Source organism: Streptomyces sp. NPDC107528 (assembly GCF_055639295.1).
Map to the genome: position 1 here is coordinate 265681 of NZ_JBVKAV010000004.1, position 23866 is coordinate 289546.

Sequence of the window (23866 nt, forward strand, 5' to 3'; positions counted from 1 at the left end):
CCCATGACGGCTCCTACCGCCCCTCGCACACGTCCCGGTACCCGAGCCGCGGCAGCCGTTCCTCCCATTCGGCGCGGTTCAGGACGCCGCCGGTGCGGTCGCAGACGTAGGTCGTCGCGCGGTCCGCGTCCAGGGTCCACACCCGTGCCGTCAGGTCGTAGCCGACGGAGGCGAGGGTGGTGCCGTCCGCGCCGAACGCGACGGAGGTGACGGTGTCCGTGTGGCCGGTGAGTTCCTGGCCGTAGGGCTCGGCGCGGGCGGGGTCGGTCACGTCCCACAGCCGGACGGTGTGGTCGCCGCTGCCGGTCGCGAGTGTCCGGCCGTCCGGGGCGAAGGCCAACGCCCTGACAGCACCGCGGTGCTCGGCCAGCTCCTCCCCCAACGGTCGGACGCGGTCCGGCCGTCGCACGTCCCACAGCCGGACCGTACGGTCGTCGCTGCCGGTCGCCAGCGTCTTCCCGTCCGGGGCGAACGCCACCGCGTCGACCGGCTCGTCATGCCCGGTGAGGGCCGCGCCCGCGGGCCGCACCCGGGTCCCGTCGCCCGCGCCGGCCACGTGCCACAGCCGTGCCGTGTCGTCCTCGGCACCGGTGGCCAGGAGGCGGCCGTCGGGGCTGAAGGCCACCGAGGTGACGGCGTCCGTGTGGCCGCGCAGGGGCTCGCCGAGCGGCCGTACGCGATCCGGGCGGCGTACGTCCCACAACCGCGCGGTTTCGTCGTCGCCGCCGGTGGCCAGCGTGCGGCCGTCCGGGGAGAAGGCGACGGCGAGGACTCCGCGGTCGTGCGCGTCGAGCGGTTCGCCGAGCGGGGCGGGACGTTCGGGCGTGGCGAGGTCCCACAGGCGTACGGTCCCGTCCCTCGAACCGCCGGCCAGCGTGCGGCCGTCCGGGGCGAAGGCGACGGACAGCACCGCGTCCTCGTGGCCGAGCGTCCGCGGGATCCGCCGTGGGCGGTCCGGGCGGCGTACGTCCCACAGGCGGATCAGGCCGTCGTCCGTGCTGGCGACGGCGAGCAGGCGGCCGTCGGGGCTGAAGGCGACGGCGGTGAGCGGGTTGGTGAAGTCCGTGAGGACGGTGGGCGGCCGGTGCCACAGCAGGACGCTGCCGTCGGCGCCGGCGCTGGCGAGGGTGCGGCCGTCGGGGCTGAAGGCCACCTCCCACACGGCCTCGGTGTGCCCGCTCAGCGGCTCCCCGAGCTGCAGCGGATAGGCGGGGTTGGCCACGTTCCACAGCAGGGGCCGGTCGTCCTCGCCCGCGGTCGCCAGGGTCTCGCCGTCGGAGCTGAACGCCACCGACATGACGGGCGCGGTGTGCCCCCTGAGCGGTTCGCCCAGCGGCTGCACGCGGGCCGGGTCGGACGCGTCCCACAGGCGTACGGTCTCGTCGAAGCCGGCCGAGGCCAGCGTGCGGCCGTCCGGGGAGAAGGCCAGTGTCCAGACGGGGTCGGTGTGTTCCCGCAGCGGCTTGCCGAGCGGTGCGATCCCGGGGCCGTCCTCCTTCCCCGCGTCCTCGCCGACCCGCCACATCCGTACGGTCCCGTCGTAGCCGCCCGTGGCCAGGGCCTCCCCGTCCGGGGCGAACGCGACCGCGCGGACGCTGCGCGCCTCGGACGCGTCGGCGTCGGCCGGCTCGCCGATCGGCGCGGGGCGTGCCGGGTGGGTCATGTCCCACAGGCGGACGGTTCCGTCGTCGCCTGCGGTGGCGAGCGTCGTGCCGTCCGGGGCGAACGCGGCGGAGACGACGTTCTGCTCGCCGTGGCTCACGAGCGGCCGGCCGAGAGCGCGGGGCCGCAACCGGTCGCGCACGTCCCATAGTTGGATGCCGCCGCCTTTCCCCGTGGCCACGAGCAGGTCACCGTCCCGCGAGGAGAAGGTGACCGCGCTGACGCCTCCCGTACGCAGGCGCAGCGGTTCGCCCAGCGGCTTGCCCGCCGCCGTGTCCCACAGCCGGACCAGGCCGTCATGGCCGCCGCTCGCGAGCGTGCGGCCGTCGGGCGCGTACGCCACGGAACCGGCGACACCGTCGTGGCCGGGCAGCCGGGTGGCCAGCACCCGGCCCGCGTCCGAGGCCAGCCGGGTCCGCAGGTCCGGGGTGGAGCGCATGCGGTACGCGGCCACGTCGAGCCGGGCGGCCACCCCGGCCTGGGTGTCGCGGACCCGGTCGGCCTCGGCGGTGAGCCGGCCGAAGACGGCTTCGTCCCGTTCCGCCTGCGCGGTGGCACGGGCCTGGAGGGCGACGACCGCGGTGCCGGTGGCGAGCAGGGTGAGCGCCGCGAGGACGGCCACGACCGTACGGCGCAGCAGCGCGGCGCGGTGCCGGCGCCGGAGCGAGGTGGTGAGGAACTGCCGCTCCAGCGGGGTGAGTTCCTCGCTGCGGCCGCCCTCGGGTGCGGTGTCGCGGGGGAAGGCGTCGCGGGCCGCGGACAGCCGGGACCCGGCGTAGAGTGCGGCGTTCTCCTGCCCGAGGGCCTGCCAGGTGCGGGCGGCCTCGGAGAGGGAGCGGTGCACGCGCAGCCGGTCGCGTTCGGCGTCGATCCACGCGCGCAGGCGGGGCCAGGCGGTGATCAGGGCCTCGTGGGCGAGGTCGACGGTGCCGTCGTCGAAGGTGATGAGACGGGCCCGGACCAGCCGTTCCAGTACGACCCGGGTGTCGGCGGGGTTGCCGAAGTCGAGCTCGGCGTGGTCGGTGGGGCGGCGGGTGTCCGGTGCGCCGGGGGCGACGAGGCGAAGCAGAATCCGGCGGGCCAACTCGGCCTGAGGTCCGGTGAGTTCGTCGTACACCTGCTCGGCCGTGCGGACGACGGCGCCGTGCAGTTCACCGGCCGCCTCGTAAGCGCTCTCGGTCAGCACGCGGCCGCTGCGGTGGCGCCAGGTCTCCAGCAGGGCGTGCGACATCATCGGCAGTCCGCCGGGGGCACCCTCGACCTCGTCCAGGAGGCGGTCGGTCAGGGCGCGTTCGACGATCAGGCCGGCCGCGGCGGCCGGGCGGACGATGGCCTCCCGCAGCTCCGCCCGGCTCATCGGACCGGCGAGCAGCGTGGCGTCCTGCAACGCAGCGGTGAGGCCGGGGTGTTCGGCGCACCGGCCGAGGAAGTCGGCCCGCACCGCGACGACGACCCGCAGCCGGCTGTCGGCGTCGGTGGCGGCGACGAGGCGGTCGATGAAGGCGTCCCGCTCGGCCGGGTCGGCGCCGAGGGTGTACAGCTCCTCGAACTGGTCGACGATCAGCCAGGTGTCGGCGTCGGTGTCCGGTACGGGCACGAGACGCTCGGCGTGGGTGCGCAGCGGGTCCGCGCCAGGCGTGAGAATGCGTACGGCCGCGGGAGGCACGTCGCGGGGATCGCCGCCCTCACCGCCGCCCTGGGTGCGCAGCCGGGGGATCAACCCGGCCCGCAGCAGCGAGGACTTGCCGCTGCCGGACGGGCCGAAGACCGCCGTGAAGCGGTGTTTGCGGTTCAGCTCGGTCAGCCGCTCCACGAGCTGGTCCCGGCCGAAGAACAGATCGGCGTCGCCCGGTTCGAACCGGGTCAGGCCACGGTACGGCGGCCGGGTGCTGTCGTCGGCCGCGGCTGCCTCGGCGGCCAGTTCGTCCGACACCTCGCGCCAGCGCCGCTCCCACTCGCTCAGGTCGCCCCCGCACGCCTTGACGTACGCGAGCGTCACCGCGCGGGAGGGCAGCTGTTTTCCGGCGGCCGCCTGCGACAGGGTGGTCACGCCGTACCGGGCCCGCTCGGCCATCGTCCGGTAGGTGGGCTTCCCCGCGGACTCGCGCAGGGCACGCAGTTCGGCGGCGAAGCGCGGCACCGGTCCGGCCTCCGGATCAAGCTCGCCCTCGGTACGCCCCGGCCCCGGTTGTCCCGACACGTGGCCCGCCCTCCCCTTCGGTCACCCTCGACCGACTCTCCGACGTATCGCCGGCCGGGGCACGGGCGTTCACCTGATCCTCACGGTTCCTTCAGGGCACTCGGCGCGGTTCCCGCCTCCCGGTTGTTCGGTGCCGGGGACCGGCCTGCCGAACAACCCCGCTCGGCGGTCGACTGGTCGTGGGACGTGGCCAGGACGGCCATGGCGCGGTCCGAGCCCCGCCAAGGGGGGAGGGCTCGGCCCGCCGCTCCCGCTTCCCGCTCGTCCGTACACGACACGCTGAAGGGGAGTCATGCACCGACGACTTCGCGCCCGGCACCTCGCCGTGGGGCTCGGCGCGGCGGCCCTCGGGCTGACGTTCGCGGCGGCCGCGGTGAACGCCGCACCCGGCCGTGCCACGACCACCGCGGCCGGCCCCGCGGTGACCGCCGCCGAGCGGTACGGCTGGGGCGAACCGCTGTCCCAGGGGTCGGACGAGTTCGGCTACGGCTCCGAGGCCGAACCCGCGGTACCGGACCGCGACCGGTGGCGCCTGGCGGGCGGCGGACCCGACAAGTGCTGGCCCGGCCACGGCGACAACGGCCGCCGCTGCGACGTCAACACCCGTGTCGTCGGCGGCATCCTGCGCATGACCGGGGAGGCGGACGGCGACTCCGGCTGGCTCGCCTCGTCGTACGGCCGGAGATACGGCAGGTGGGAGGCCCGGGTCCGGTCCCGGGCCACCGCCCCCGACAACGGGCGGCAGTACCACCCGCTGCTGATCCTGTGGCCGGACTCGAACCGGCACCCCGAGGACGGCGAGTACGACTACCTGGAGAACGGCGCCCCGGGCGAGCAGTGCGCCGAGGCCTTCCTGCACTACCCGCACCCCGAAGGCGTGCCCGTGCAGCAGGAGTTCGCGCAGGAGTGCGGCGTGGACCTGACGCAGTGGCACAACGTCGCCGTCGAGTGGACCCCGGACCACGTGCGGGGCTTCATCGACGGCGAGGAGTGGTTCCGCTTCGCCGACGGGGCGAACGAGGACCGCGACTGCATGCAGTGCGCCCCGTCGATGCACCAGACCATCCAGCTCGACAACTTCCACGGTGACGACCTGCAGAGCGCGGTCTACGAAGTGGACTGGGCCCGGGTCTACGACCTGCCGGACAACGAAAGCGTGAGGTGAACGCGATGCAGAGCTCTCCCAACCGGCCCGAGCAGGGCCGCCCGGCTTCTCCGGGAGGGGTGCGCATGCCCGGGGCCGTCATCTTCGTCCTCGTGGTCGTCGCCGTGCACGCGCTGGGCACGGCGTTCGGCGGCTGGGCGGTCCTCGAGGAGAACCGGAACAAGCAGGAGCACGGGCAGGACCTGCTCATGCCGATGGGCATGGCCTGGTTGCTGGCGCTGTTCTGCTGGGGGCTGGCTGCGCTCCTGATCGGCTGCGTCGTGCTGGCCCGCAAACGCCGCGGCTGGGTCCGTGTGGTGCTGATCGTGTGCCTGTCGTTCGTGGCGGTCTCGACGGCCTTCGCCTTCCTCGGCTCGCTGGCCTCCGGGGCGCCGAACCTCGCGACGTTCGTGGTCGCCGGCATCGACGTGGCGGCCCTGTGGATGGTGAGCGGCGCGACGGGCCGCGGCTACTTCTCCGTACGCGACCAGGCGCCCACGTGGCACCAGGGGTGACGGCCCATGGATTCCCCGGCATACGCCCACGGCCCCTCCGTGCCGCCCGACGAGCCCCCGCAGCCTCCCTTGCCACCCGGGCCCGACCGCCCGTGCGACCCGGTGGCCGCGGCCCTCGGCAACGCCTCGCTGCTCGGCATCGGCTACATGCTGCTCGGTCGCTGGCGGCCGGCCGTCTTCACCGTCATCGGCACGGGCTGGCTCCTCAACGTCACCATGTCGACCGCCGACACCTGGGCCGAGGTCCTGCTGCTCGTGTGGTGGGCGGCCGGCACCGCACACGGCTGGTCCCTGGCGCACGGGCGCGCCGAGCACGTCGTACGACGGGGGCAGCGGGCGGGCACGCTCGTCCTCGCCGTCGCCGTACTGCTGACCGCCGTGCTGCTGCGGGTCGACGCGTACGGCATCGAGAACCGTGTGACCGAGGCCCGCGAAGGCGGTGACTGCGAGGCGGCCGTGGCCGCGCAGGGCGAGGTGGGACTCGGCCACCGCCTGGCGGGCGCGCCGGTGGTCGAACCCGGCGAGGCGGTGGTGGAGGCGTGCCGGCGGCTGGAACAGGCCGCGGCCACACTGACCGACGCCGCGCGGGACGGAAGCACCGAGGACCTGGAGCGCGGCTTCCGCGTCCTCGCCGGCGTCCTGGAGGAGCCCGGCAACGAGCGGACCGTCCGGACGGTGCTGGACACCTTCCTCGGCGGTCTGCCCACCGAGGACTCCTGCGCCACCGCCGACATCGCCGGCTGGCTCCGCGACCGCAAGCCCTCCCGTGACGTACTGGACCGGTCGGCCGCCGCCGCGACGCGGACGGAACCCGCGGCGCTGGCCGGCTGCGGCGACCACCTGATGTCCGAGGACGCCTGGCAGCAGGCGCGGGCCCGCTACCGGCATCTCCTCGACACCTACCCCGACGACTCCCGCGCGGACGAGGCCCGTGGCGGCGTGCGCAAGGCCACCCTCGCCCTCGAACTGCACAAGGTGCGCGGCCTGGTCACGGACGCGTACGACGCGGAGTCCGGCTACTGCGACACGCCCGCCAAGTACAGCGGTGCCCCGCCGTACCGCAAGGGGTCCAACCGCGCGCTGTTCCTCGGCGACACCGAGTACACCGGGCAGCTCCCCGGCGGCTGGCGCACCGACGACCCGGCCAAGGCCGCGCTCGTGGTCTGCGCGGACACGGCGGAGAACGGGTCCGCCGTCGAGACCTGCCACTACGAGAACGACAAGTCCGAGTACCTCCCCTACGAGGTGACCTTCCACAAGGTCAAGGTCCCGCTGAAGGTGTACGAACTGCGCACCGGAAAGCGCCTCGACCCGCGCTCGGTGCAGATCGGCGGCACGAGCTGCCCGCGGACTCTGTACTACGAGTACTACGGCAGCTACGACTACGGGCCGGGCGACGAGCTCGTCTCCACGTCGAAGTCGGGTGTGCGCGACGCCTTCCGGCCGGTCGTCGAGCGGTGACCTTCGGACTCGTCCGCCGGCCCAGGAACTCCCACGGGCCGGCGGACGTTTGCAGGAGGACACACGGAACACATGCAACACACGCAGTCGACCTGAACGACATGGGCTGAAGCCGAGGTGGCACGGATGGCGATGTGGGATCGGATCAAGGACCAGGCCAAGGGTCTGCAGCAGCAGGCGCAGGCCGGGCGGAGCTCCGGCGGGCACGGGCGGCCGGGTTCCGGGTCCTCGGGAGGATCCAAGGCCCAGCTGGTGAGCGCGCTCAAGACACAGCTCACCTCCCTCAAGACGGAGCTGAAGAGCGGCGCCTACCGGGACGCCAGCATGGCCATGTGTGCCCTGGTCGCCGCCGCCGACGGGAATGTCGATCCGGCCGAGCGCCAGCATGTGGAGTCGCTGATCCTGAACAACGACGTCCTGCAGAACTTCCCCTCCGAGCAGCTGCGGCAGCGCTTCAACAAGCACGTCGACCAGCTGTCCTTCAACTTCCAGCAGGGCAAGACCGAGGCCCTGCAGGAGATCGCCAAGGCCGCGAAGAAGCCGACGGAGGCCCGGGCGGTCGTCCAGACCGGGTTCGTCGTGGCGGGCGCCGACGGCTACATCGCACCGGCGGAGGAGCAGGTCCTGCGCGAGGCCTGCGCGACGCTCAACCTGTCACCCCAGGAATTCGGTCTCTGACACCACCTCCCCACCACTGTTCGCTATGTTGCGCGCATGACATACGCGGGGAATGTGGAGAACGAGGTCCGGCGGATCAGGCCCCAGCAGTTCCATGAGACCACCGGCCTGGAGGACTGGCGCGTCCTGGGCGAGGGGGCGTGCGCGCACTTCCGTACCGGGTCGTTCGCGGCGGGTGTCCAACTTGTGCAGGCCATCGGTGAGTTGGCGGCCGCCGGGAACGGCGTTCCGGACGTCGACGTGCGGGCCGACGCCGTCGACGTCCGGGTCGTCACGCTCACCGACGAGTACTTCGGACTGACCGAGCGGGACATCGAGCTGGCCCGGGAGATCTCGGCCGTGGCGCGGCGGCTGGGCATCCCGGGCGATCCGTCGGCCGTGCAGACCGTCCAGGTCACCGTGGACGCCCTGGACGGGCCCGCGGTGGTGGCGTTCTGGCGTGCGCTGCTCGGCTACGAGGACCGCGCCGGCAGTCCGGAGGACCTGGTCGACCCGAGGCGCCGCGGAGCACCCTTCTACTTCCAGGAGTTGGACGCCCCCCGCCCCCAGCGCAACACCCTGCACGTCGACGTCTGGGTACCCCACGACCGGGCCGAGGCCCGGGTCGAGGCGGCGATCGCAGCGGGCGGACGGCTGGTCGACGACACCCACGCCCCCTCGCTCCGGATACTGGCCGACCCCGAGGGCAACGAGGCGTGCGTGGGCGTGGCCGGGCCGCCGGCTACGCGTGGTGCGGAGGTTGAGGCGGCGGGGGCGGCATAGTCACCAGGCCGGGAGCCGCCTCCGGCCAGACCAGTAGCAGCGGGCACGGAGCGTGGTCGACGACGAAGCGGCTCGCGGGGCCGAGGCTGTGGGGGCCCAGGGTGGCGCGGTCGCCGTCCCGGGCCAGGACGAGCAGTTCGGCGCCCTCCGTGGCGGCGACGACCTCGCGCTCGACGCGGCCGGAGCGCTCGACGCGCGTGCAGGGGCGGTCGAGACGCTCGGCGGCCGCCTGGAGGAGGCTCTCGGCGGAGGCGGCGGCGAGGTGCTCGACGCGGGTGCCGGGGTCGCGCTCGGGGTGGCCCCGGCCGAGCAGTCCGGCGAACGCGCCGTGCGCGGCGTCCGCGACCTCGTGCCCGGTGACGTGCAGCAGGACGACCTCGGCGTCCTCTGGCGCGTGCCGGCGCGCGGCGTCCACACAGGCGGGCCAGGTGCCCTCGACGATCCAGACGACCACCGTCATGGGATCAGCCTCCTCCGATCACGGCCAGTGAGGCCCACAGTGCCGGCACCGCGGCGAGGAGGCTCGCCGGTACGGCGTACAGACCGAGCCGGGTGAACTCCCCCAGCTCCACCTCCGCGTCATGCGCGTGGACGATACGCCGCCACAGCAGGGTGGCAAGCGAACCGGCGTAGGTGAGGTTGGGGCCGATGTTCACCCCGAGCAGCACCGCGAGCACCGCGCCGGGGCCGGAGCCGGCGGCCAGTGGCAGCAGGACCAGCACCGCGGGCAGGTTGTTGATGACATTGGCCAGCACGGCGGCCAGCGCCGCGGTCCCGAGGAGGGCCGCAAGCCCCGTGCCGTCGGGGATGAGATGGCCAAGGGCCGTGTCGAGCCCGTTGTCGACGACCGCGCGGACCACGATCCCGAGCGCCAGCACGAAGGCCAGGAACGGCACCGAGACGGACCGCAGCAGCGCCTTCGGGGACGTACTGCGCCGCAGCAGGGCCCGCACGGCGAGGACCACCGCGCCGGCCAGGGCCGCCCAGGCGGGATCGATGCCGACGGCCGACGTCAGCACGAACCCGGCCAGCGTGCACCCCACGGTCACCAGGGCGAACAACGGCAGTGCGGGGGCGTCGGCGGTGTGCGGGGCCTGCGCCCCGGCGTCCAGGTCGGTGGCGAAGAAGCGCCGGAAGACGACGTACTCCACGGCGATCGCGGCCACCCACGGCAGCGCCATCAGCGCGGCGAACCGGGTGAAGCTGAGCCCGCTGGCGGCGAACGCCAGCAGGTTGGTCAGGTTGGACACTGGCAGGAGCAGGGAGGCCGTGTTGGAGAGGTGCGTGCAGGCGTAGACGTGCGGCTTGGGGCGGGCCCCGAGCCGGGCCGCCGTCGCGAACACCACCGGCGTGAGCAGCACCACCGTGGCGTCCAGGCTCAGCACGGCCGTGATCGCCGACGCGGCCAGGAACACCTGCATCAGCAGGCGGCGCGGCCGGCCCGCGGCCGTACGCGCCATCCATGCCCCGCAGGCCTGGAACAGCCCCTCGTCGTCGCAGAGTTGGGCGAGGACCAGTACGGCCGCGAGGAAGCCGATCACCGGCCCGAGCCGTTCGGCCTCGTCCAGCGCGTGGTCCGGGGAGATCGCGCCGGTCGCCACCACCAGCGCCGCGGCCGGTACGGCGACCACGGCCTCCGGCCAGTTGAAGGGACGGACGACGGCACAGACCAGCACGAGCACGAGCATGGCCACGGACAGCGTCTCGGCGAGCGGGGTGTTCAGGTTCGGTCCTTCCGCGCAGCGACGGCCGGGCGGCCGGTGGATCACGCCGCACGGTACTCCGCGAAGGTGAGCCCAGTCCGACGTCGGCTCCCCGACGCCCCGGCCGACCCGCACCGGCGAACCGTCAGACGTCGCCCTGCGCCTCCCCGTCCGGCCGGAAGGTGACCGCGTGGCCCGAGAAGCGGGCGCTGAGGCCGTCGGCCGTGGGGGTGACCGAACGCAGGTGCAGGCCTTCGGGGATGTTCCGCAGCTGGATCGGCCGCTCGAAGACCTTGTCGAGGACCGCGCTCCCGACGCCGGGCAACGCCCCGCCCGAGACGGTGAAGTCGTCGAAGGCGATGCGGTTTTTGGAGTCCGCCGCGACGGTCGTCGTCACGGTGACCTCCTCGCCGAGAGGCAGGAGGACGACCGCGCTCACCCGGCCCGGGCTGCGGCCCTGGGAGATCTCCAGGCCGAGCGCGTTCGAGACGTCCTCGTACGACAGGAACGCGGTCGCCTCCGCGCTGCGGGCCCGTGCCTCGCTGTCGTCGTCGGACTTCGTCAACCCGTTGAGCCGGAGGCGGAGTTCGCTCACCGGTAGCGGGCGCGTGGTCCCACGGGCCGGTATGTCGCGGGCGGTGATGTCGACATGGTCCAGGGGGCCGGACGCCGCCTGCGTAAGGACGGGGAAGCCGCGGACGTGCACCTCGGGCTGGACGGGTGTGCCCATGCCCTCCTGGAACGCCTTCGCCGTACGGGACTCGATGCGTGCCGCCACGAGCCGGTCGGCGGCGACGGGGAGGAGGGTCAGCGTGACCAGGGCGGCGACGGCGACGGCGGTCGCTCGACGTCGGTTGCGGCGAGGTCGCGGGTGGTGGGGCTCGCTCGGATCCATCGGCTCGTGCGGGGAAAACGGCTCGTAGGCGTGGTGGGGACCGTAGCCATGGTCGGGGTCGTAGCCGGGGTTGTACTCGTAGTCGTGTCCGTGCTGTTGGGGCCGGCGCATGGGCGGTTGCCTCCTCAGTGGGGTCGGTGGGGCGGACGGATCCGGTCGGTGGCGTGCAGTTGCCGGACCGTGGCGGCGGCGGTGTCGCTGTCGACTCCGGCGGCGATCAGCGCTGCGGTGGCGGCGCCCGTGCCGTCGTCGGCCCAGATGCCGGAGTTGACCGTGCCGAGCAGTGCGAGCAGGTGGGCCTCGATGGCGCCGCTGAGCGGGCCGGGCGGTACGGCGCCGTGGAAGACGCCCTGGCGCTGCCCCTCGGCGAGGATGCCGGCGACCCGCTCGCGGGCCGGGGCGAGCAGGTCGCTCACCTGCGCGCTGCCCAGGTCCTGGCGGGCGAGGCCCATCAGCGTGCGGTAGCAGTCGCCGACCGGCCACAGGGTGAGGACGAAGTGGGCGAGGGCGCCCGCGGGGCCGGGGTCGGGTGCCCCCGGGCCGGTGGCGCTCGTATCGGCGACAGCAAGGCGTATCGCCTCCGCCGCCTCCCCCGCGAGCCCCTCCACCAGCGCCGCCCGGCCGGTGAAGTGCGTGTAGACGGTGCGCCGTGCCACCCCGGCGGCCTCGGCGATGTCGCCGAGGCTGCAGTCGGGGTTGCGGCCCAGTTCCCGCAGGGCCGCGTCCAGGATGCGGGCGCGCGTGGCACGCGTCGTACGGCGGCGGCGTACGGGGTGCGGGGCTGTCGGGCTGGTCACGTCGGCACCTCGGTGCGGAGGGAGGGGGTCGGGTGGGCTCACCGGCGATATTTGCACATCGACGGGCAAGAAATTAGTCTGCTCACTGATGTGCAAATAACTCACCCTCCCAGGGAGTCCCCGTGCCCTTCCTTGCCACCACACCCGTCGAGAAGATGACCGGGCCGTACACACGGCGCTGGTGGGCACTGCTCGTGCTCTGCCTGAGCCTGCTGATCGTCGTCATGGCGAACACGTCGCTGATCGTGGCCGCGCCCGACATGACCCGGGACCTGGACCTCACCAGCAGCGACCTGCAGTGGGTGATCGACGGCTACACCGTCCCTTACGCGGCGCTGATGCTCGTCCTGGGCGCGATCGGCGACAAGTACAGCCGTCGCGGCGCCCTGATCGTGGGTCTGCTGATCTTCGCGGGCGGGTCCGTGATGGGCAGCCTGGTCGACGAGACGGCGCTGGTCATCGCCGCCCGCGCGGTCATGGGAGTCGGTGCCGCCGTCGTCATGCCGGCCACCTTGTCCCTGCTGGTCGCGATCTTCCCTCGCGGTGAGCGCGCCAAGGCCATCACGGGCTGGACCGCCACCTCGGGTCTGGCCATCGCCGTCGGCCCGCTGGTCGCCGGCTGGCTCCTGGAGGACCACGCCTGGGGGTCGACCTTCCTGATCAACGTGCCCATCGCGATCGTCGCCGTCATCGGCGCGCTGGCGCTCGTACCGCCGTCGAAGGCGGCGGGCATGGGCCGGATCGACTACGTCGGCGGGCTGCTGTCCATCGTCTCTGTCGGCTCCCTCGTCTACGCGGCCATCGAGGGCCCGCACTTCGGCTGGGGCGCCGGCCCGATCGCCGCGGCCGTGGCCGCCGGTGTCGGCCTGCTGGCCTTCGTCGCCTGGGAACTGCGTCACCCACACCCGATGCTGGACGTGCGCAAGTTCGCCCAGCGGCCGTTCAGCGGCTCGATGCTCGCGGTGCTGTTCTTCTTCTTCGGCACCTTCGGCTCGCTCTACTACGCCACGCAGTACCTCCAGTTCGTCCTCGGCCACGGTGCGCTGGAGACCGGCGTACGGCTGCTGCCGCTGGCCGGTGCCGTGTTCGCCGGCGCCGCGGTGACCGGGCGGCTGACCCCGAAGCTCGGCGTGAAGGCCATGGTCGTCTCCGGCATGCTGATCGGCACGGTCGGCGTGTTCCTGCTCACCCGGATCGACCAGGGCTCCTCGTACACCGACTTCCTGGCGTCGCTGATCATGCTGGGCTTCGCGATCGGTCTGAGCGTGTCCCCGGCCACCGACACGATCATGGGCTCGTTCCCCGAGTCCGAGCTGGGCGTCGGCGGCGGTGCGAACGACACCTCGCTGGAGCTGGGCGGTGCCCTGGGCATCGCGGTCCTCGGCTCGCTGCTGGGGACGGCGTACCGCGACAAGCTCTCGGACCTGATCGGCGGCCGGCTGCCGCACTCCGCGCTGGAGACGGCCAAGGACTCGGTGGGCGGCGGTCTCGCGGTGGCCGAACAGGTCGCGAAGAACCCCGCCGGCGGCGCCCAGCAGGCGCAGGCCCTCATCGACGCGGTGCACGAGGCCTTCGCCCACGGCGTCGCCCAGACCAGCCTGATCGGCGGGATCATCATGGCCGCCGGCACGCTGATCGTGCTCGCCGTCCTCCCCGGCCACCGCAAGGCGGGCAAGCACCGCTCGGAGGACGCGCAGGAGAAGCCGGAGCCCCAGGAGACGCAGGGAACGCAGGAGTCCCGCGACTCGCAGGAGGCTCACACGGGCGGCGCCGTCTGAGCCGCCGCCACCCCTGAACGGGCCGTGCCTTGAGCGGCACACGGCCCCGGACGGTGCCGGGAGGGGACGCCCGGCACCGTCCTTCCCGTGTCGGGGGACGCTGTCGGGAAACGCTCGCGGGCTACGCCCGGATGACCGGGGACACGACGCCTCAGGCGTCGGCGGTGTCCGGCACCGGGGCCACCGTCGGCGCGACCGCCTCCGCCACGGCCCGCGCCCGCTCCTCCGGCACACCGGCCGCTATCAGCGTGACGATGGCGACCCGGGTGCCGTCGTCCTCCAGCACCCCGGTGTTGACCGACTCCAGCAGCGCGACCGTCATCGCCTCCAGCCCGGCGCTGAGCGCGGCGGCCGGCAGGTGGGTGTGGAAGACGCCGTCCCGCTGACCCCGCTCCAGGATGGCCGTGGCCGCGGCGCGGGCCGGCGCCAGCACCTCGGCCACCCGCTGCGCACCCAGGTCGCGCTGAGCCAGCGCCAGCAGCAGGCGGTAACGATCGCCCACGGGCCACATCGAGAACGCGAGCCGGGCCAGCGACCGCTCGGCGGGCTCCCCCTCGACGGCCTGCACACCGGAGGCCAGCGCACTGCGCAGACTCTCGGAGGCCTCCTCGGCCAGGGCTTCCAACAGCGCCTCGCGCCCCGGGAAGTGGCCGAAGAGGGTGCGCCGTACGACACCCGCGGCGCGCGCCAGTTCCTCCAGCGTGACGTCCGGGTTCCGGCCGAACTCCCGGCGGGCCGTGGCCAGGATGCGTGCCCGGTTGGCCCGCGCGTTGCGGCGCAGGGGCTCGCGGGCGACGGGCTTGGTCACAACAACCTCGATGGATCAGCGCGGAGCAAGTGGGACACCGTGCGGACACGGACGTGGAGCACCCGCATTCTCGCACGGAGGGGCCCCGGCGCTCATGGGGTCGCCCGCTCCCCGGCGCCGTACGGCTGGAGCGGCAGGGCCGTCGTGACCTCGAAGCCGCCGTCGGGGCGCGGGCCCGCCCGGAGTTCGCCGCCGATGGAGTGGGCCCGCTCGCGCATGCCCATGACGCCGAAGCCGTGGAGCGCCCCGGTCCCGGGAGCGGGGCCGGCACCGGCTGTGGCGGGGCCGTCGTTGACGACCGTGATCAGCAGGCGGGAGTCGGAGTAACTGAGCCCGACGGTCGCGGCTTCCGTGGTGGCGTGCTTGGTGACGTTGGTGAGCGCCTCCTGCACGATCCGGAACGCGGTCAGGTCCACGCCGGGGGACAGCGGCTGCGGCTCCCCCTCCGTGGTCACCGTGACGGTGACCCCCGCCGACGCGCACGCGGAGACCAGCTCGGGCAGCCGGGCGAGCCCGGGGGACGGCTCCAGGGGGGCGGAGTCCGGGTCGCCGTTCTGCCGCAGCAGCCCCAACGTGGCCTTCAGCTCGCGCAGCGCGGAGGACGTCGTCCCGGTCAGGTCGGTGAGGATCTTCTGCGACTGCTGCGGGCTGGTGAGCACCAGGTGTGCGGCTGTGCCGGCCTGGGCGTTGGCCAGGGCCAGGTGGTGGGCCACGACGTCGTGCAGTTCGCGGGCGATCCGCATGCGCTCCTCGGTGACGCGCAGCCGGGCCTCCTCCTCCCGGGTGCGTTCGGCGTGCTCGGCACGGGCCTGCACCGCCTGGAGGTACGCGCGCCGCAGCCGCGTCATGTTGCCGGCGGCGAGGGGCAGAAGCAGCCAGAAGAACGGGCCGATCGTCCTGAGCAGCAGCGAGAGGTGGTCCATGCTGTCGGAGATCGCCGCGGCGACGGTCACGGCCACCATGGTCGCGACACCGTAGGCGCGGGTCGTCGGGCGGTCGGTGAGGGTGGCCAGCCAGTAGAGCGCCCCCATGACGGGGGCCAGCAGCAGGGGGGTGAGCAGATACCCCAGCGCGATCACGGTCACCGTGCAGGCGGCGGACACGACGACGGCGGCGCGCGGATGCCTGCGGTGCTTCAGCAGGGCGAGGCAGGCCACCCCCATGAAGGCGGCGGCGGTCCTGTCCTGGTCCGGCGGGTCGGCGCCGGGCAGGGTGAGCATGCTGCCGAGGGACGCGCATCCCATCAGCGCCGCGACCAGCACCACGTCGACGACATGGGGGTGGCGGTCCGAGAACTCCTCGATGCGGTCCGCGTAGCGCCGCTCCGGGCTGGTGCTCATCGTGCTCTCCGGTTGGTCGGCTGGGTCCATGGTGGACGCCTGTGCGCGAGGACGGTACGGACGGCGGACGGGACCGCCCGTGTCCTTCGTCACGGGCGGTCCCGGTGGGGGGTGAGGCGGGCGGATCAGGTGCTGGGCGGACGGATCAGGTGCGCGCAGGTTCCGGCTCTGCCGCCTCGCTCGGGGCGGGTTCCGCCGCGGACCGTCCGCTGAGCGCCTCGCCCTCCACGTCGACCCGGGGCAGGATCCGGTCCAGCCACTTGGGCAGCCACCAGGCCTTGTCGCCGAGCAGGGCGAGCACCGCGGGCACGATCGCCATCCGTACGACGAAGGCGTCGAAGAGTACGGCGGAGGCGAGCCCGAAGCCGATCATCTTGATCATGGAGTCGCTCTCCCCGATGAACCCGGCGAAGACCGCGATCATGATCAGGGCGGCGGCCACGACCACGCGGGCACTGTGCCGGAAGCCGGACGTGACCGCCTGGCCGGGCGATTCGCCGTGGACGTACGCCTCCCGCATCCGCGAGACGAGGAAGACCTCGTAGTCCATGGCGAGCCCGAAGACGATGCCCACCAGGAAGATCGGCATCAGGCTCATGATCGGCCCGGTCTGCTCCACGCCCAGCAGTTCGGCGCCGTGGCCCTGCTGGAAGACCACGACGACCGCGCCGAGGGACGCCAGCACCGACAGCAGGAAGCCGAGGGCCGCCTTCAGCGGGACCAGCAGCGACCGGAAGACCACCAGCAGCAGCACGATCGCCAGCCCGACCACGACGATCAGATACGGGACGAGGGCTGCCTGCACCTTGTCGGCGATGTCGATGTTCATCGCGGTGGTGCCGGTGACCTCGAAGGTGGCCCCCGTCTCGGCCTCGACGCCGTCCCGTTCGCCCCGGATGGTCGTCACCAGGTCCTTGGTCTTCTCGTCGGTCGGCGCGGTGGACGGCACGACCGAGAAGACGGCGGTGTCACCGGCGTCGTTGAAGCGGGCGGGGGAGACGGACACGATCCCCTTCGTGCCGCCGATCTGTTCGGAGATCGTGCTGACGGCGCCCTTCGGGTCCGCGTCGCCCTTGGCGTCGACGACGACGGTCAGAGGCCCGTTGAAGCCCGGCCCGAAGCCCTCGGCGAGCGCGTCGTAGGCCCGCCGCTCGGTGGTGGACGCCGACTTGGCCTCGTCACCGGGCATGCCCAGCTGCAGATCCATCGCCGGCACGGCGAGCGCCCCGAGTCCGACGACGCCGAGGAGCAGCACGGGCAGGGGCCGGCGCAGCACGAACCGCGCCCAGCGGGTGCCGCCGTTGCCGACTTCGCTCTCCTCGATACGGCCGCGTTTGCGGGCCCGCCGCGACAGCACCGCGTTCGGCCAGAAGCCGAGGAACGCCGGGACCAGCGTCAGCGCGATCAGTACGCCGACGACGACCGCGCCCGCCGCGGCAAGCCCCATCTTGGTGAGCATCGGTATGCCGACCACCGCGAGTCCGGCAAGCGCGATCACGACGGTGAGCCCGGCGAAGACGACCGCGGAGCCGGCCGTGCCGACGGCCATCCCGACCGCCTCCTGCGGCGTGCGGCCCTTGGCGCGCTCCTCCCGGTAGCGCGAGACGACGAACAGGGCGTAGTCGATGCCGACGGCCAGGCCCAGCATCATGGCGAGGGTGCCGGTCGTGGTGGACAGGCCGAGCGCGCTGGACAGGGCGAGGATCGTGGCCATGCTGACGCCGACGCCTATGACGGCCGTCAGCAGCGGCAGCCCGGCCGCGGCGAGGGACCCGAACGTGATGAGCAGCACGACGGCGGCGATGGCGACGCCGATGACCTCGGCCGCCCCGCCCGGACCGCCGCCGTCGTCCATGGCGGTCCCGCCGGCCTCGACGGTCAGCCCCGACTCCTGGGCCTGCGTGAGCGTCCGCTCCAGATGCGCCTTGCTCGCGTCGGTGAGGTCGCTCGCCCCGACCTTGTAGGTGACGGTCGAGTACGCCGTCGTGCCGTCCTTGCTGACGGCCTGCGCCCGGAACGGGTCGACGGCACTGGCGACCTGCGACCCGTCGCCGAGCTCGGCCACGGCCTCCTCGACGGCCTTCTTGTTCTCGGCGGCGGTCACCTTCTGGCCGCCGGGTGCGACGAAGACGACCCGCGCGGTGGCGCCGTCCGCCGTCGCGCCGGGGAAGCGCTCCTCCATCAGGTCGAACGCCTTCTGCGACTCGATGCCCGGCATCGAGAACTCCTCGTCGACGGCGCCCGGGGCCTTCAGGGCACCCAGTCCCACGGCGGCCAGGACGGCCGCCCAGACCAGGGCGACGTACCAGCGCCGCCTGAAGGCCAGACGGCCCACTCGATACAGGAAAGTAGCCACGGCAGGGGTCTCCACATCTGGGACTCGAACGTGTGCCCAGGCTGTCCGGAGCGGGGGTGCCGTGTCGTCGTGCGGCTGCCGACAATCGGGGGTACTGAGAACGCAGTACGCGGCGGCGGCGGCTCAACCGTGGGTACGACGGCCCACGGTTCAGGTCTCATACCCGTGTGCCGCGCCGGGTCTCACCGGTGCGCTCCCACCGCGCCGATCTCGACCACGCGCGCCCACGCCGGCGGTTCGTCCGGTACGTAGTCGGGATCGTCCTCGTCATAGGAGGGGGCCGCCCGTGGCCGGGGGAACAGCCCCACCACGGTCCGGCACGGCGGCCGGGTGCTCGGCCAGGGTGTCTGGCCGTCCGTCAGGGCCACGACGACATCGGGGCGCGGCTGCGCGCGCAGGGCCCTGGCGAAGCCCGCGCGCAGATCCGTGCCCCCGCCCCCGACCAGCGGAATTCCCTCGGCCCGGCAGACCCGGTGCACGCCTTGGTCCGCCGCGTCGCACGGCACCACGCTGACCAGGTCCCGCCGCCCGCCCACGGCCCTGGAGATCGCGGCGACCTCCAGCAGGGCGCTGCCCAGTTCGGCGTCGCTGACCGAGCCGGAGGTGTCGATGACGACACAGACGTGGGGCGGCCTGCGCCGCAGACTCGGCAGGACGGCGCCGGGCACCGAGGCGGCGCGGCGCGACGGGCGGCCGTAGGTGTAGTCCTCGCCGGCCCCGGGGCCACCGGCGGCCGACCGCACCGCCGCACCCAGCAACTCCCGCCAGGGCTGCGACGGATGGAACGCCTCCTCGGCCCACCGCTGCCACCCCTGCGAGGCGCTGCCCGGCCGCCCGGTGATGCCTTGCGCGACCCGGAACCGGACGGCGTCCCGTTCCTGCGCGCTCAGCCCGTGCGCGCCGTCCGCCCCCAGATCCCACTCCCGATCGAGCCCGTCGGCCCCGCTGCCGCAGTCCAGCCAGGCGAAATCCTGCGTACGCGGTCCCAGCCGGAACTGCCGCAGGTAGTCCTCCATGAGCTCGCCCTCGGGCAGGCGCAGCGTCGCCGGTTCGACGGCGCCGTCGGGCCTGGCGAGCCCGTCGCCGTACACGTCGTCGTTGATCTCGCAGTCCGCGGCGATGTTCATCCGCAGCCGCTCCCCGGGACCGGTCAGCCCGCGCTCACGCGCCACCCGGTCGCCGCGCCCGTGATGATCCCGCAGCAGATGCGACACCTCGTGCACCCACACCCCGGCCAACTCCTCCACCGGCGTCCGCGCCACGAACCCCGGCGACACATAACACCGCCAGTGCCGGTCCACAGCCATCGTCGGCACCCGCCACGACTCGACGACGTGCAGGGCGAACAGGGCAGTGGCCAGGTAGGGCCGGACCCGAGCGGCATGAAGCCGGGCGGCGAAGAGCTTCTCCCGGTCGAGGGGGCGGGGTGGGGGGTCGAGTGAAGGGTGGGGGGTGCCTGAGAGGTCGCCACTCACGGAGCCCGCCGCACTCCCGCTCATCGCCGCCCCGCCTTGCGCAGACCGCAAGGCGTCCCGACCGGCCCCGACCGGATCCGGCGCCCTCAAGGGCACGGCCCCACCGGACCGGACCGGCTCCGCGAGCGCCCCCGGGGAGCTCGCGCCAGGCCCAGCCCGGCGCACTCCCGACGGGCCTGCGCCCGCCGACCGCACCTCCACCGACCCGGGCGCATCCCGGCGCGCTCCCGCCTCACTCCCGCTCATCGCCGCCCCGCCTCCGCCGTCACCGCGGCTGTCCGTGCCGCCGTGTGGTCCGCTCGGCGGGACAGGGACACCACTCCGGCGAGCCGGTCGAGGGAGGTCGGTACGTCCCAGTCCTGCCGGCGGAGGGAGGCGAGGGTGGTGGCCGGGACGACGACGAGGTCGGGGGCGCCGGTCTCCACGGCTCGGACCAGGAGCGCCCAGGCCGCGTCCCAGCGGGACTTGTCCGGCCGGGCTCGGACCGCCTCCACCACCCCGTCCAGCGCGGCCTGCCGCAGATCCCCCCGCTCGGGCAGCTCGGCGTTCGCCGGGTCGGCGAGCAGCAGTTCGGGGTCGGGCAGGTCCATCCGGTCGACACTCGCCAGCAGCTCCAGCCCCGGCCCGTCCCCCACGGTGCCCCGCACCAGCAGGGAGAGCACCTCCCGCGAGGCTCCGGCCGCGGTGGCGAAGGCGACCAGGCACTGTGTCATCTCCCAGCTCCGGGGCGAGGGCCACGGCCCACCCCGCCGCGCCTCACCGCTGGGCAACCGGTGCACCAGCCCCGGCCGCCCGGAGAGCAAGCCGCACACAGCGCGCCGGGCGAAGTCCACGGCCCCCGCCAGCTTCTCCGGGTCGAGCCGCGGCAGGGTCGCCCGTGGCCAGGTGCCGCCCAGGCCGCGTACGACGACCTCGTGGTCGTGGGTCCACTGCAGATGCACGAACCGGTTGGCCAGCGGCGCGCTCAGCTCCCACCCGTCCGCCGCGGACGAGCGCGGATTGGCGGCGGCCACGATCCGTACCCCCGGCGGCAGCCGCAACGCCCCGATCCGCCGCTCCAGCACGAGCCGCAGCAGCGCCGCCTGCACTGCGGGCGGCGCGGTCGACAACTCGTCCAGGAACAGCAGCCCCCTCCCGGCCTTCACCAGCCGCACGGCCCAGTCCGGCGGAGCCATCGGGACCCCCTGTTCCGCGGGGTCGTCCCCGATCACGGGCAACCCCGAGAAGTCGGACGGTTCGTGGACGCTGGCGATCACCGTGGTCAGCGGAAGATCGAGGGTGGCGGCGAGTTGGGTGAGCGCCGCCGTCTTGCCGATCCCCGGCTCGCCCCACAGGAGGACGGGCAGGTCGGCGGCCACGGCCAGGGTGAGGGCCTCCAGTTGCACGTCGGGCCGGGGTTCGGTGGTGGTGGCACGGAGGAGGCCCAACAGGTCGGCAGCGACGTCGAGTTGGGTCAGGGCGGGCTGGTTCTGGGTGCATGTGGGCATGTGAGGTCACCTGTGGGTCTCGTGAGGGTGGGTGGGGTGGGGCGGGGCGGGGCGAGGTGAGGTGAGGTGAGGGAAGAGAGCGGGGGCGCCTTACGGAGCCAGGCAGATGCCGCCTGGCGCGGTCAGCGAAGTGCCGCGTGCCGTGGGTGCCCGCGCCGCTCACGGGGCCGGCCGCGCTCGTCGTACCGGATCCGGCCGGGACCGGGGCCGATCAACCCGGCCCGGAAGAGGCCGTAGGTGAGACGCCGGCGCGCGGCGGCCTGCAACTCGTCCCGCAACGCGCCGTCACGCAGCACCGCGTCCGGCCCCAACAGCCCCTCGACGACCGCCAGCGCACCGGCGGTGTCGCCGTGACAGAGCCGTTCGCGGACGTCGGGCAGACACTCCGGATGCCGGTGCGCCTCATCGATGGCCTGGAGACAGGGCAGCGGCGTTCCGGTGAGGGCGGCCAGCAGCTCTTCCCGCTGGATCTCGACGGGGTCGTGGTCCAGCGCGGCCAGCACCCCGTCGACCAGACCGATCCGATGCCGGGCACCGCGGCACTCGACGAGACGTGGCTGCCCTGCCCGGTCCGGATCCGGGGACGGTCGTGACGGTCGTGACGGCGGCGGACGACCCGGTACGAGGGCCGCGGCGACCAGCGGATGCAGCCGATCGGCGTCGACGGAACCGGTGCGCAGCAACTCCAGGTCGGGCAGCACCCAAGTCGCCGCGTCGGGCAGCACCGGCAGCGCACCGGCACTCCGCTTCGTGGACGCCGTGATCCGCATCGCGGCCGGCCCGGCGCCACCGACCCCGCACTGGCCCTCGCCCTCGTCCCGGTCGCCCTCCAGTTCCAGGACCAGCCGATGCCGTCCCCCCAGCCGCACGAGCACGGCCTGGGCGGACCGCCCCTCGGCGCGCAGCAGCAACCGCGCCTCGTGCGCCCACCGGTCAACGGCACAGCCACGCACGTACGGCAGGGTCCCGAGCAGGTCCGGACCGAGCCCGGGCAGGTCACCGTCGGGCAGTCCCCCACCGGCCCGAATCCGCAGCTCACCGGAGATCCGCGCATCCCACAGATGCCGGTGCAGATCGAACCGGAACCGTCGGCTGGGACGCGGATGCGGGTGGGTGTGGGTGCGGGTGTGGGCGTTCGACGCCCCCTCCCACAGCCCGAGGCTGATCCGCTGCCCGGCATCGGCCCAGGCGGGCGGAGTCCGTACGACGAGATGCAGGGGACCTTTGCAACCCCGCCCCCCACCGCCGTACTTGGCCAGCGAGAGAGTCAGCCCCGGCCGCAACAGCCCGTCGGGCGCGATCCTCGGCATGTGCCAGCGCAGCAGGTCGGGGGCGAGGTGCCGGAGGTCGCTGCGAAGGCGGGCGGCGGTCTCCCGGCCGTAGTCCCGCAGCACGGAACGCAGTTCGAGATCGACGTCGACGCCGGCGGCGGCACAGGCCCCGGCCCAGTCCCCCGCCAGCCGGCGGGCGGTAGCGGTCTCGATCATGGCGGCCGGCACGGCGAACTCCCGCACGCGCGGCCAGAAGGAAGGCAAGAAGGAGGACGGGGGAGAAGACAGGGAAGGAGAGGAAGGCTCGGAGAGCCGGGTGTTCCCGTTCGCGATCCGAGTGCTCATCAGCACTCACCTTGCGCGGACGGGGCCCCCAATCTGTGAACAGAGTGAGTCGTCATCGCGGGCGAGCGTAATGCGGCCCGCGCAGCGCCGCGAGTCAATTTTCGTTCACGCACACGACTAACGCCGCGGTGTCCCCGTCACGTCCGTCGTCACGCCACCCGTGGTCGGATCCACCGACGCCCCCGGTCCCTCCGGCGTCGAGGGAGCGGCCGTGGGCAGGCTCGAACTGTTCGGCGTACGGAGGTCGGTGGCCCGGGCCGTCGGGGTGGGTTCGGAGGTCGTGGCCTCGGGTGGCACCGTCGGGGTCGCCGAGATCCCTCGCGGCGGCGACAGGGACGGAGTGGGCGGCGTCGTGCGGTCGGTCGCGGGCGGGGGTGCGAGCGGGGGCGCCGGGGAGGGCGGGGCGTCGGAGGTTCCCGAGGTGAGGGGGAGGGCGACCAGGACGGCCGCGGCGCAGGCCAGGGCCGCCCCGATCGACGCACGGACGAATCGGCGGCGCGTTGCCCGGCGACGGATGGACTCGTAGCTGCCCTGCGGCGGGGCGAGGTAGTCCGTGGCGGGGCGCAGGATCACCGCGAGCGGGTCGTCGGGGGACAACTCCGGACCGTCCGCGTCTTCGTCAAAGCGTGTGGTCAAGGCTTCTCCTCAGGTGGACGCGGAGCAGTTCGCGGGCCGCGTGGAGGTCGGCCTTGACGGTTCCTTCCTTTCGTCCGGTCAGCACGGACACCTCCCGGATCGGCATGTCAGCGTAGTAGTGGAGCAGGATCGGCACGCGGAGGCGTTCGGGGAGGGACTGGACCAGCAGGCGGACGGACGGGTCCTCCTGCTCGGAGTGGGAGTTGACCGCGGCTTCGGACGTGGCCCGGCGCATCGCCCGCCGTTCGCGCTCCAGCTTGCGCCAGTGGTCCCGGACCAGGTTCGCCGCGGTGACGTAGAGGAACCCGCGCGGCTCCTCCACCCGGCTCCAGCGCGCCCAGAGCCGGGTGAAGGCCTCCGAGGCGATCTCGTGGGCCGTCTCGTCGTCGTCGACGAGACGGCGGCACCAGCCGGCCAGGCGGGGGTAGAGGGCGGCGAACAGCTCGGACGCTGCCTTGTCGCGGGACCGTTTCAACGCTCTCCATGGTCGTGAGGAAGCTTGCGCGGCACTGAGAGGGATGCCGGGCCGACGGCGTACGTTCCGTCGGCCCGG

The 23866-nt window shown here is 73.6% G+C and carries 19 protein-coding genes; 6 read left to right on the forward strand and 13 right to left on the reverse strand.

Annotated features, from left to right (window positions below):
• Positions 1 to 13: 13 nt before the first annotated feature.
• A complete protein-coding gene (locus tag ACZ7L5_RS14860) occupies positions 14 to 3862 on the reverse strand; it encodes an nSTAND1 domain-containing NTPase (RefSeq protein WP_471516953.1) in 3849 nt (1282 codons plus the stop codon).
• 292 nt (positions 3863 to 4154) lie between these two features.
• Between ACZ7L5_RS14860 and ACZ7L5_RS14865 the strand changes: the two genes are divergently transcribed.
• The 5 genes from ACZ7L5_RS14865 to ACZ7L5_RS14885 all read left to right on the forward strand — a co-directional run bounded on the left by ACZ7L5_RS14865 (position 4155) and on the right by ACZ7L5_RS14885 (position 8422).
• Entirely contained in the window at positions 4155 to 5027 is an 873-nt protein-coding gene (locus ACZ7L5_RS14865) for a glycoside hydrolase family 16 protein (protein ID WP_471516954.1), read from the forward strand.
• Positions 5028 to 5032: 5 nt separating this feature from the next.
• On the forward strand, positions 5033 to 5521 hold the full coding sequence (locus tag ACZ7L5_RS14870) for a hypothetical protein (RefSeq protein WP_471516955.1): 489 nt from the start codon (positions 5033 to 5035) through the stop codon (positions 5519 to 5521).
• Positions 5522 to 5527: 6 nt separating this feature from the next.
• A complete protein-coding gene (locus ACZ7L5_RS14875; RefSeq protein ID WP_471516956.1) occupies positions 5528 to 6982 on the forward strand; it encodes a hypothetical protein in 1455 nt (484 codons plus the stop codon).
• Positions 6983 to 7108: 126 nt separating this feature from the next.
• Positions 7109 to 7660 carry a tellurite resistance TerB family protein gene (locus tag ACZ7L5_RS14880; RefSeq protein WP_328880389.1) on the forward strand — a complete coding sequence of 184 codons (552 nt, stop codon included), beginning with the start codon at positions 7109 to 7111 and terminating at the stop codon, positions 7658 to 7660.
• A gap of 36 nt (positions 7661 to 7696) precedes the next feature.
• A complete protein-coding gene (locus ACZ7L5_RS14885; RefSeq protein ID WP_471516957.1) occupies positions 7697 to 8422 on the forward strand; it encodes a VOC family protein in 726 nt (241 codons plus the stop codon).
• Here the strand turns inward: ACZ7L5_RS14885 and ACZ7L5_RS14890 are convergent.
• The 4 genes from ACZ7L5_RS14890 to ACZ7L5_RS14905 form a co-directional block, all read right to left on the reverse strand.
• Positions 8382 to 8882, reverse strand: coding sequence for a universal stress protein (locus ACZ7L5_RS14890; protein ID WP_471516958.1), 501 nt, complete (start codon positions 8880 to 8882; stop codon positions 8382 to 8384). The two genes, ACZ7L5_RS14885 and ACZ7L5_RS14890, sit on opposite strands and share 41 nt — an antisense overlap.
• Positions 8883 to 8886: 4 nt before the next feature.
• Complete coding sequence (locus tag ACZ7L5_RS14895; RefSeq protein ID WP_471517350.1) at positions 8887 to 10146, reverse strand: SLC13 family permease; 1260 nt, start codon at positions 10144 to 10146, stop codon at positions 8887 to 8889.
• 124 nt (positions 10147 to 10270) lie between these two features.
• Positions 10271 to 11131 (reverse strand): LmeA family phospholipid-binding protein, encoded by an 861-nt coding sequence (locus tag ACZ7L5_RS14900; RefSeq protein ID WP_471516959.1) that lies wholly within the window; start codon positions 11129 to 11131, stop codon positions 10271 to 10273.
• Positions 11132 to 11145: 14 nt separating this feature from the next.
• Positions 11146 to 11817, reverse strand: a complete 672-nt coding sequence (locus ACZ7L5_RS14905) for a TetR/AcrR family transcriptional regulator (RefSeq protein WP_471516960.1) — start codon at positions 11815 to 11817, stop codon at positions 11146 to 11148.
• Between the two features lie 122 nt (positions 11818 to 11939).
• Here ACZ7L5_RS14905 and ACZ7L5_RS14910 point away from each other — a divergent pair, with 122 nt between their 5' ends.
• Positions 11940 to 13595, forward strand: a complete 1656-nt coding sequence (locus ACZ7L5_RS14910) for an MFS transporter (RefSeq protein ID WP_471516961.1) — start codon at positions 11940 to 11942, stop codon at positions 13593 to 13595.
• Between the two features lie 151 nt (positions 13596 to 13746).
• Here the strand turns inward: ACZ7L5_RS14910 and ACZ7L5_RS14915 are convergent, their stop codons facing one another.
• From ACZ7L5_RS14915 to ACZ7L5_RS14950, 8 genes are all read right to left on the reverse strand, one after another.
• Entirely contained in the window at positions 13747 to 14403 is a 657-nt protein-coding gene (locus ACZ7L5_RS14915) for a TetR/AcrR family transcriptional regulator (RefSeq protein ID WP_328880395.1), read from the reverse strand.
• A 92-nt stretch (positions 14404 to 14495) separates the two neighbouring features.
• Entirely contained in the window at positions 14496 to 15743 is a 1248-nt protein-coding gene (locus ACZ7L5_RS14920; RefSeq protein ID WP_471516962.1) for a sensor histidine kinase, read from the reverse strand.
• A gap of 145 nt (positions 15744 to 15888) precedes the next feature.
• Positions 15889 to 18099 (reverse strand): MMPL family transporter, encoded by a 2211-nt coding sequence (locus ACZ7L5_RS14925; protein WP_471516963.1) that lies wholly within the window; start codon positions 18097 to 18099, stop codon positions 15889 to 15891.
• A gap of 182 nt (positions 18100 to 18281) precedes the next feature.
• On the reverse strand, positions 18282 to 19598 hold the full coding sequence (locus ACZ7L5_RS14930) for a vWA domain-containing protein (RefSeq protein ID WP_471516964.1): 1317 nt from the start codon (positions 19596 to 19598) through the stop codon (positions 18282 to 18284).
• A 218-nt stretch (positions 19599 to 19816) separates the two neighbouring features.
• Entirely contained in the window at positions 19817 to 21061 is a 1245-nt protein-coding gene (locus tag ACZ7L5_RS14935; RefSeq protein WP_471516965.1) for an AAA family ATPase, read from the reverse strand.
• A gap of 122 nt (positions 21062 to 21183) precedes the next feature.
• Positions 21184 to 22677 carry a hypothetical protein gene (locus ACZ7L5_RS14940; protein ID WP_471516966.1) on the reverse strand — a complete coding sequence of 498 codons (1494 nt, stop codon included), beginning with the start codon at positions 22675 to 22677 and terminating at the stop codon, positions 21184 to 21186.
• A gap of 117 nt (positions 22678 to 22794) precedes the next feature.
• A complete protein-coding gene (locus ACZ7L5_RS14945) occupies positions 22795 to 23313 on the reverse strand; it encodes a hypothetical protein (protein WP_471516967.1) in 519 nt (172 codons plus the stop codon).
• Positions 23297 to 23788, reverse strand: a complete 492-nt coding sequence (locus ACZ7L5_RS14950; RefSeq protein ID WP_471516968.1) for an RNA polymerase sigma factor — start codon at positions 23786 to 23788, stop codon at positions 23297 to 23299. Before ACZ7L5_RS14950 ends, ACZ7L5_RS14945 begins: the two co-directional genes overlap by 17 nt.
• Positions 23789 to 23866 lie beyond the last annotated feature (78 nt).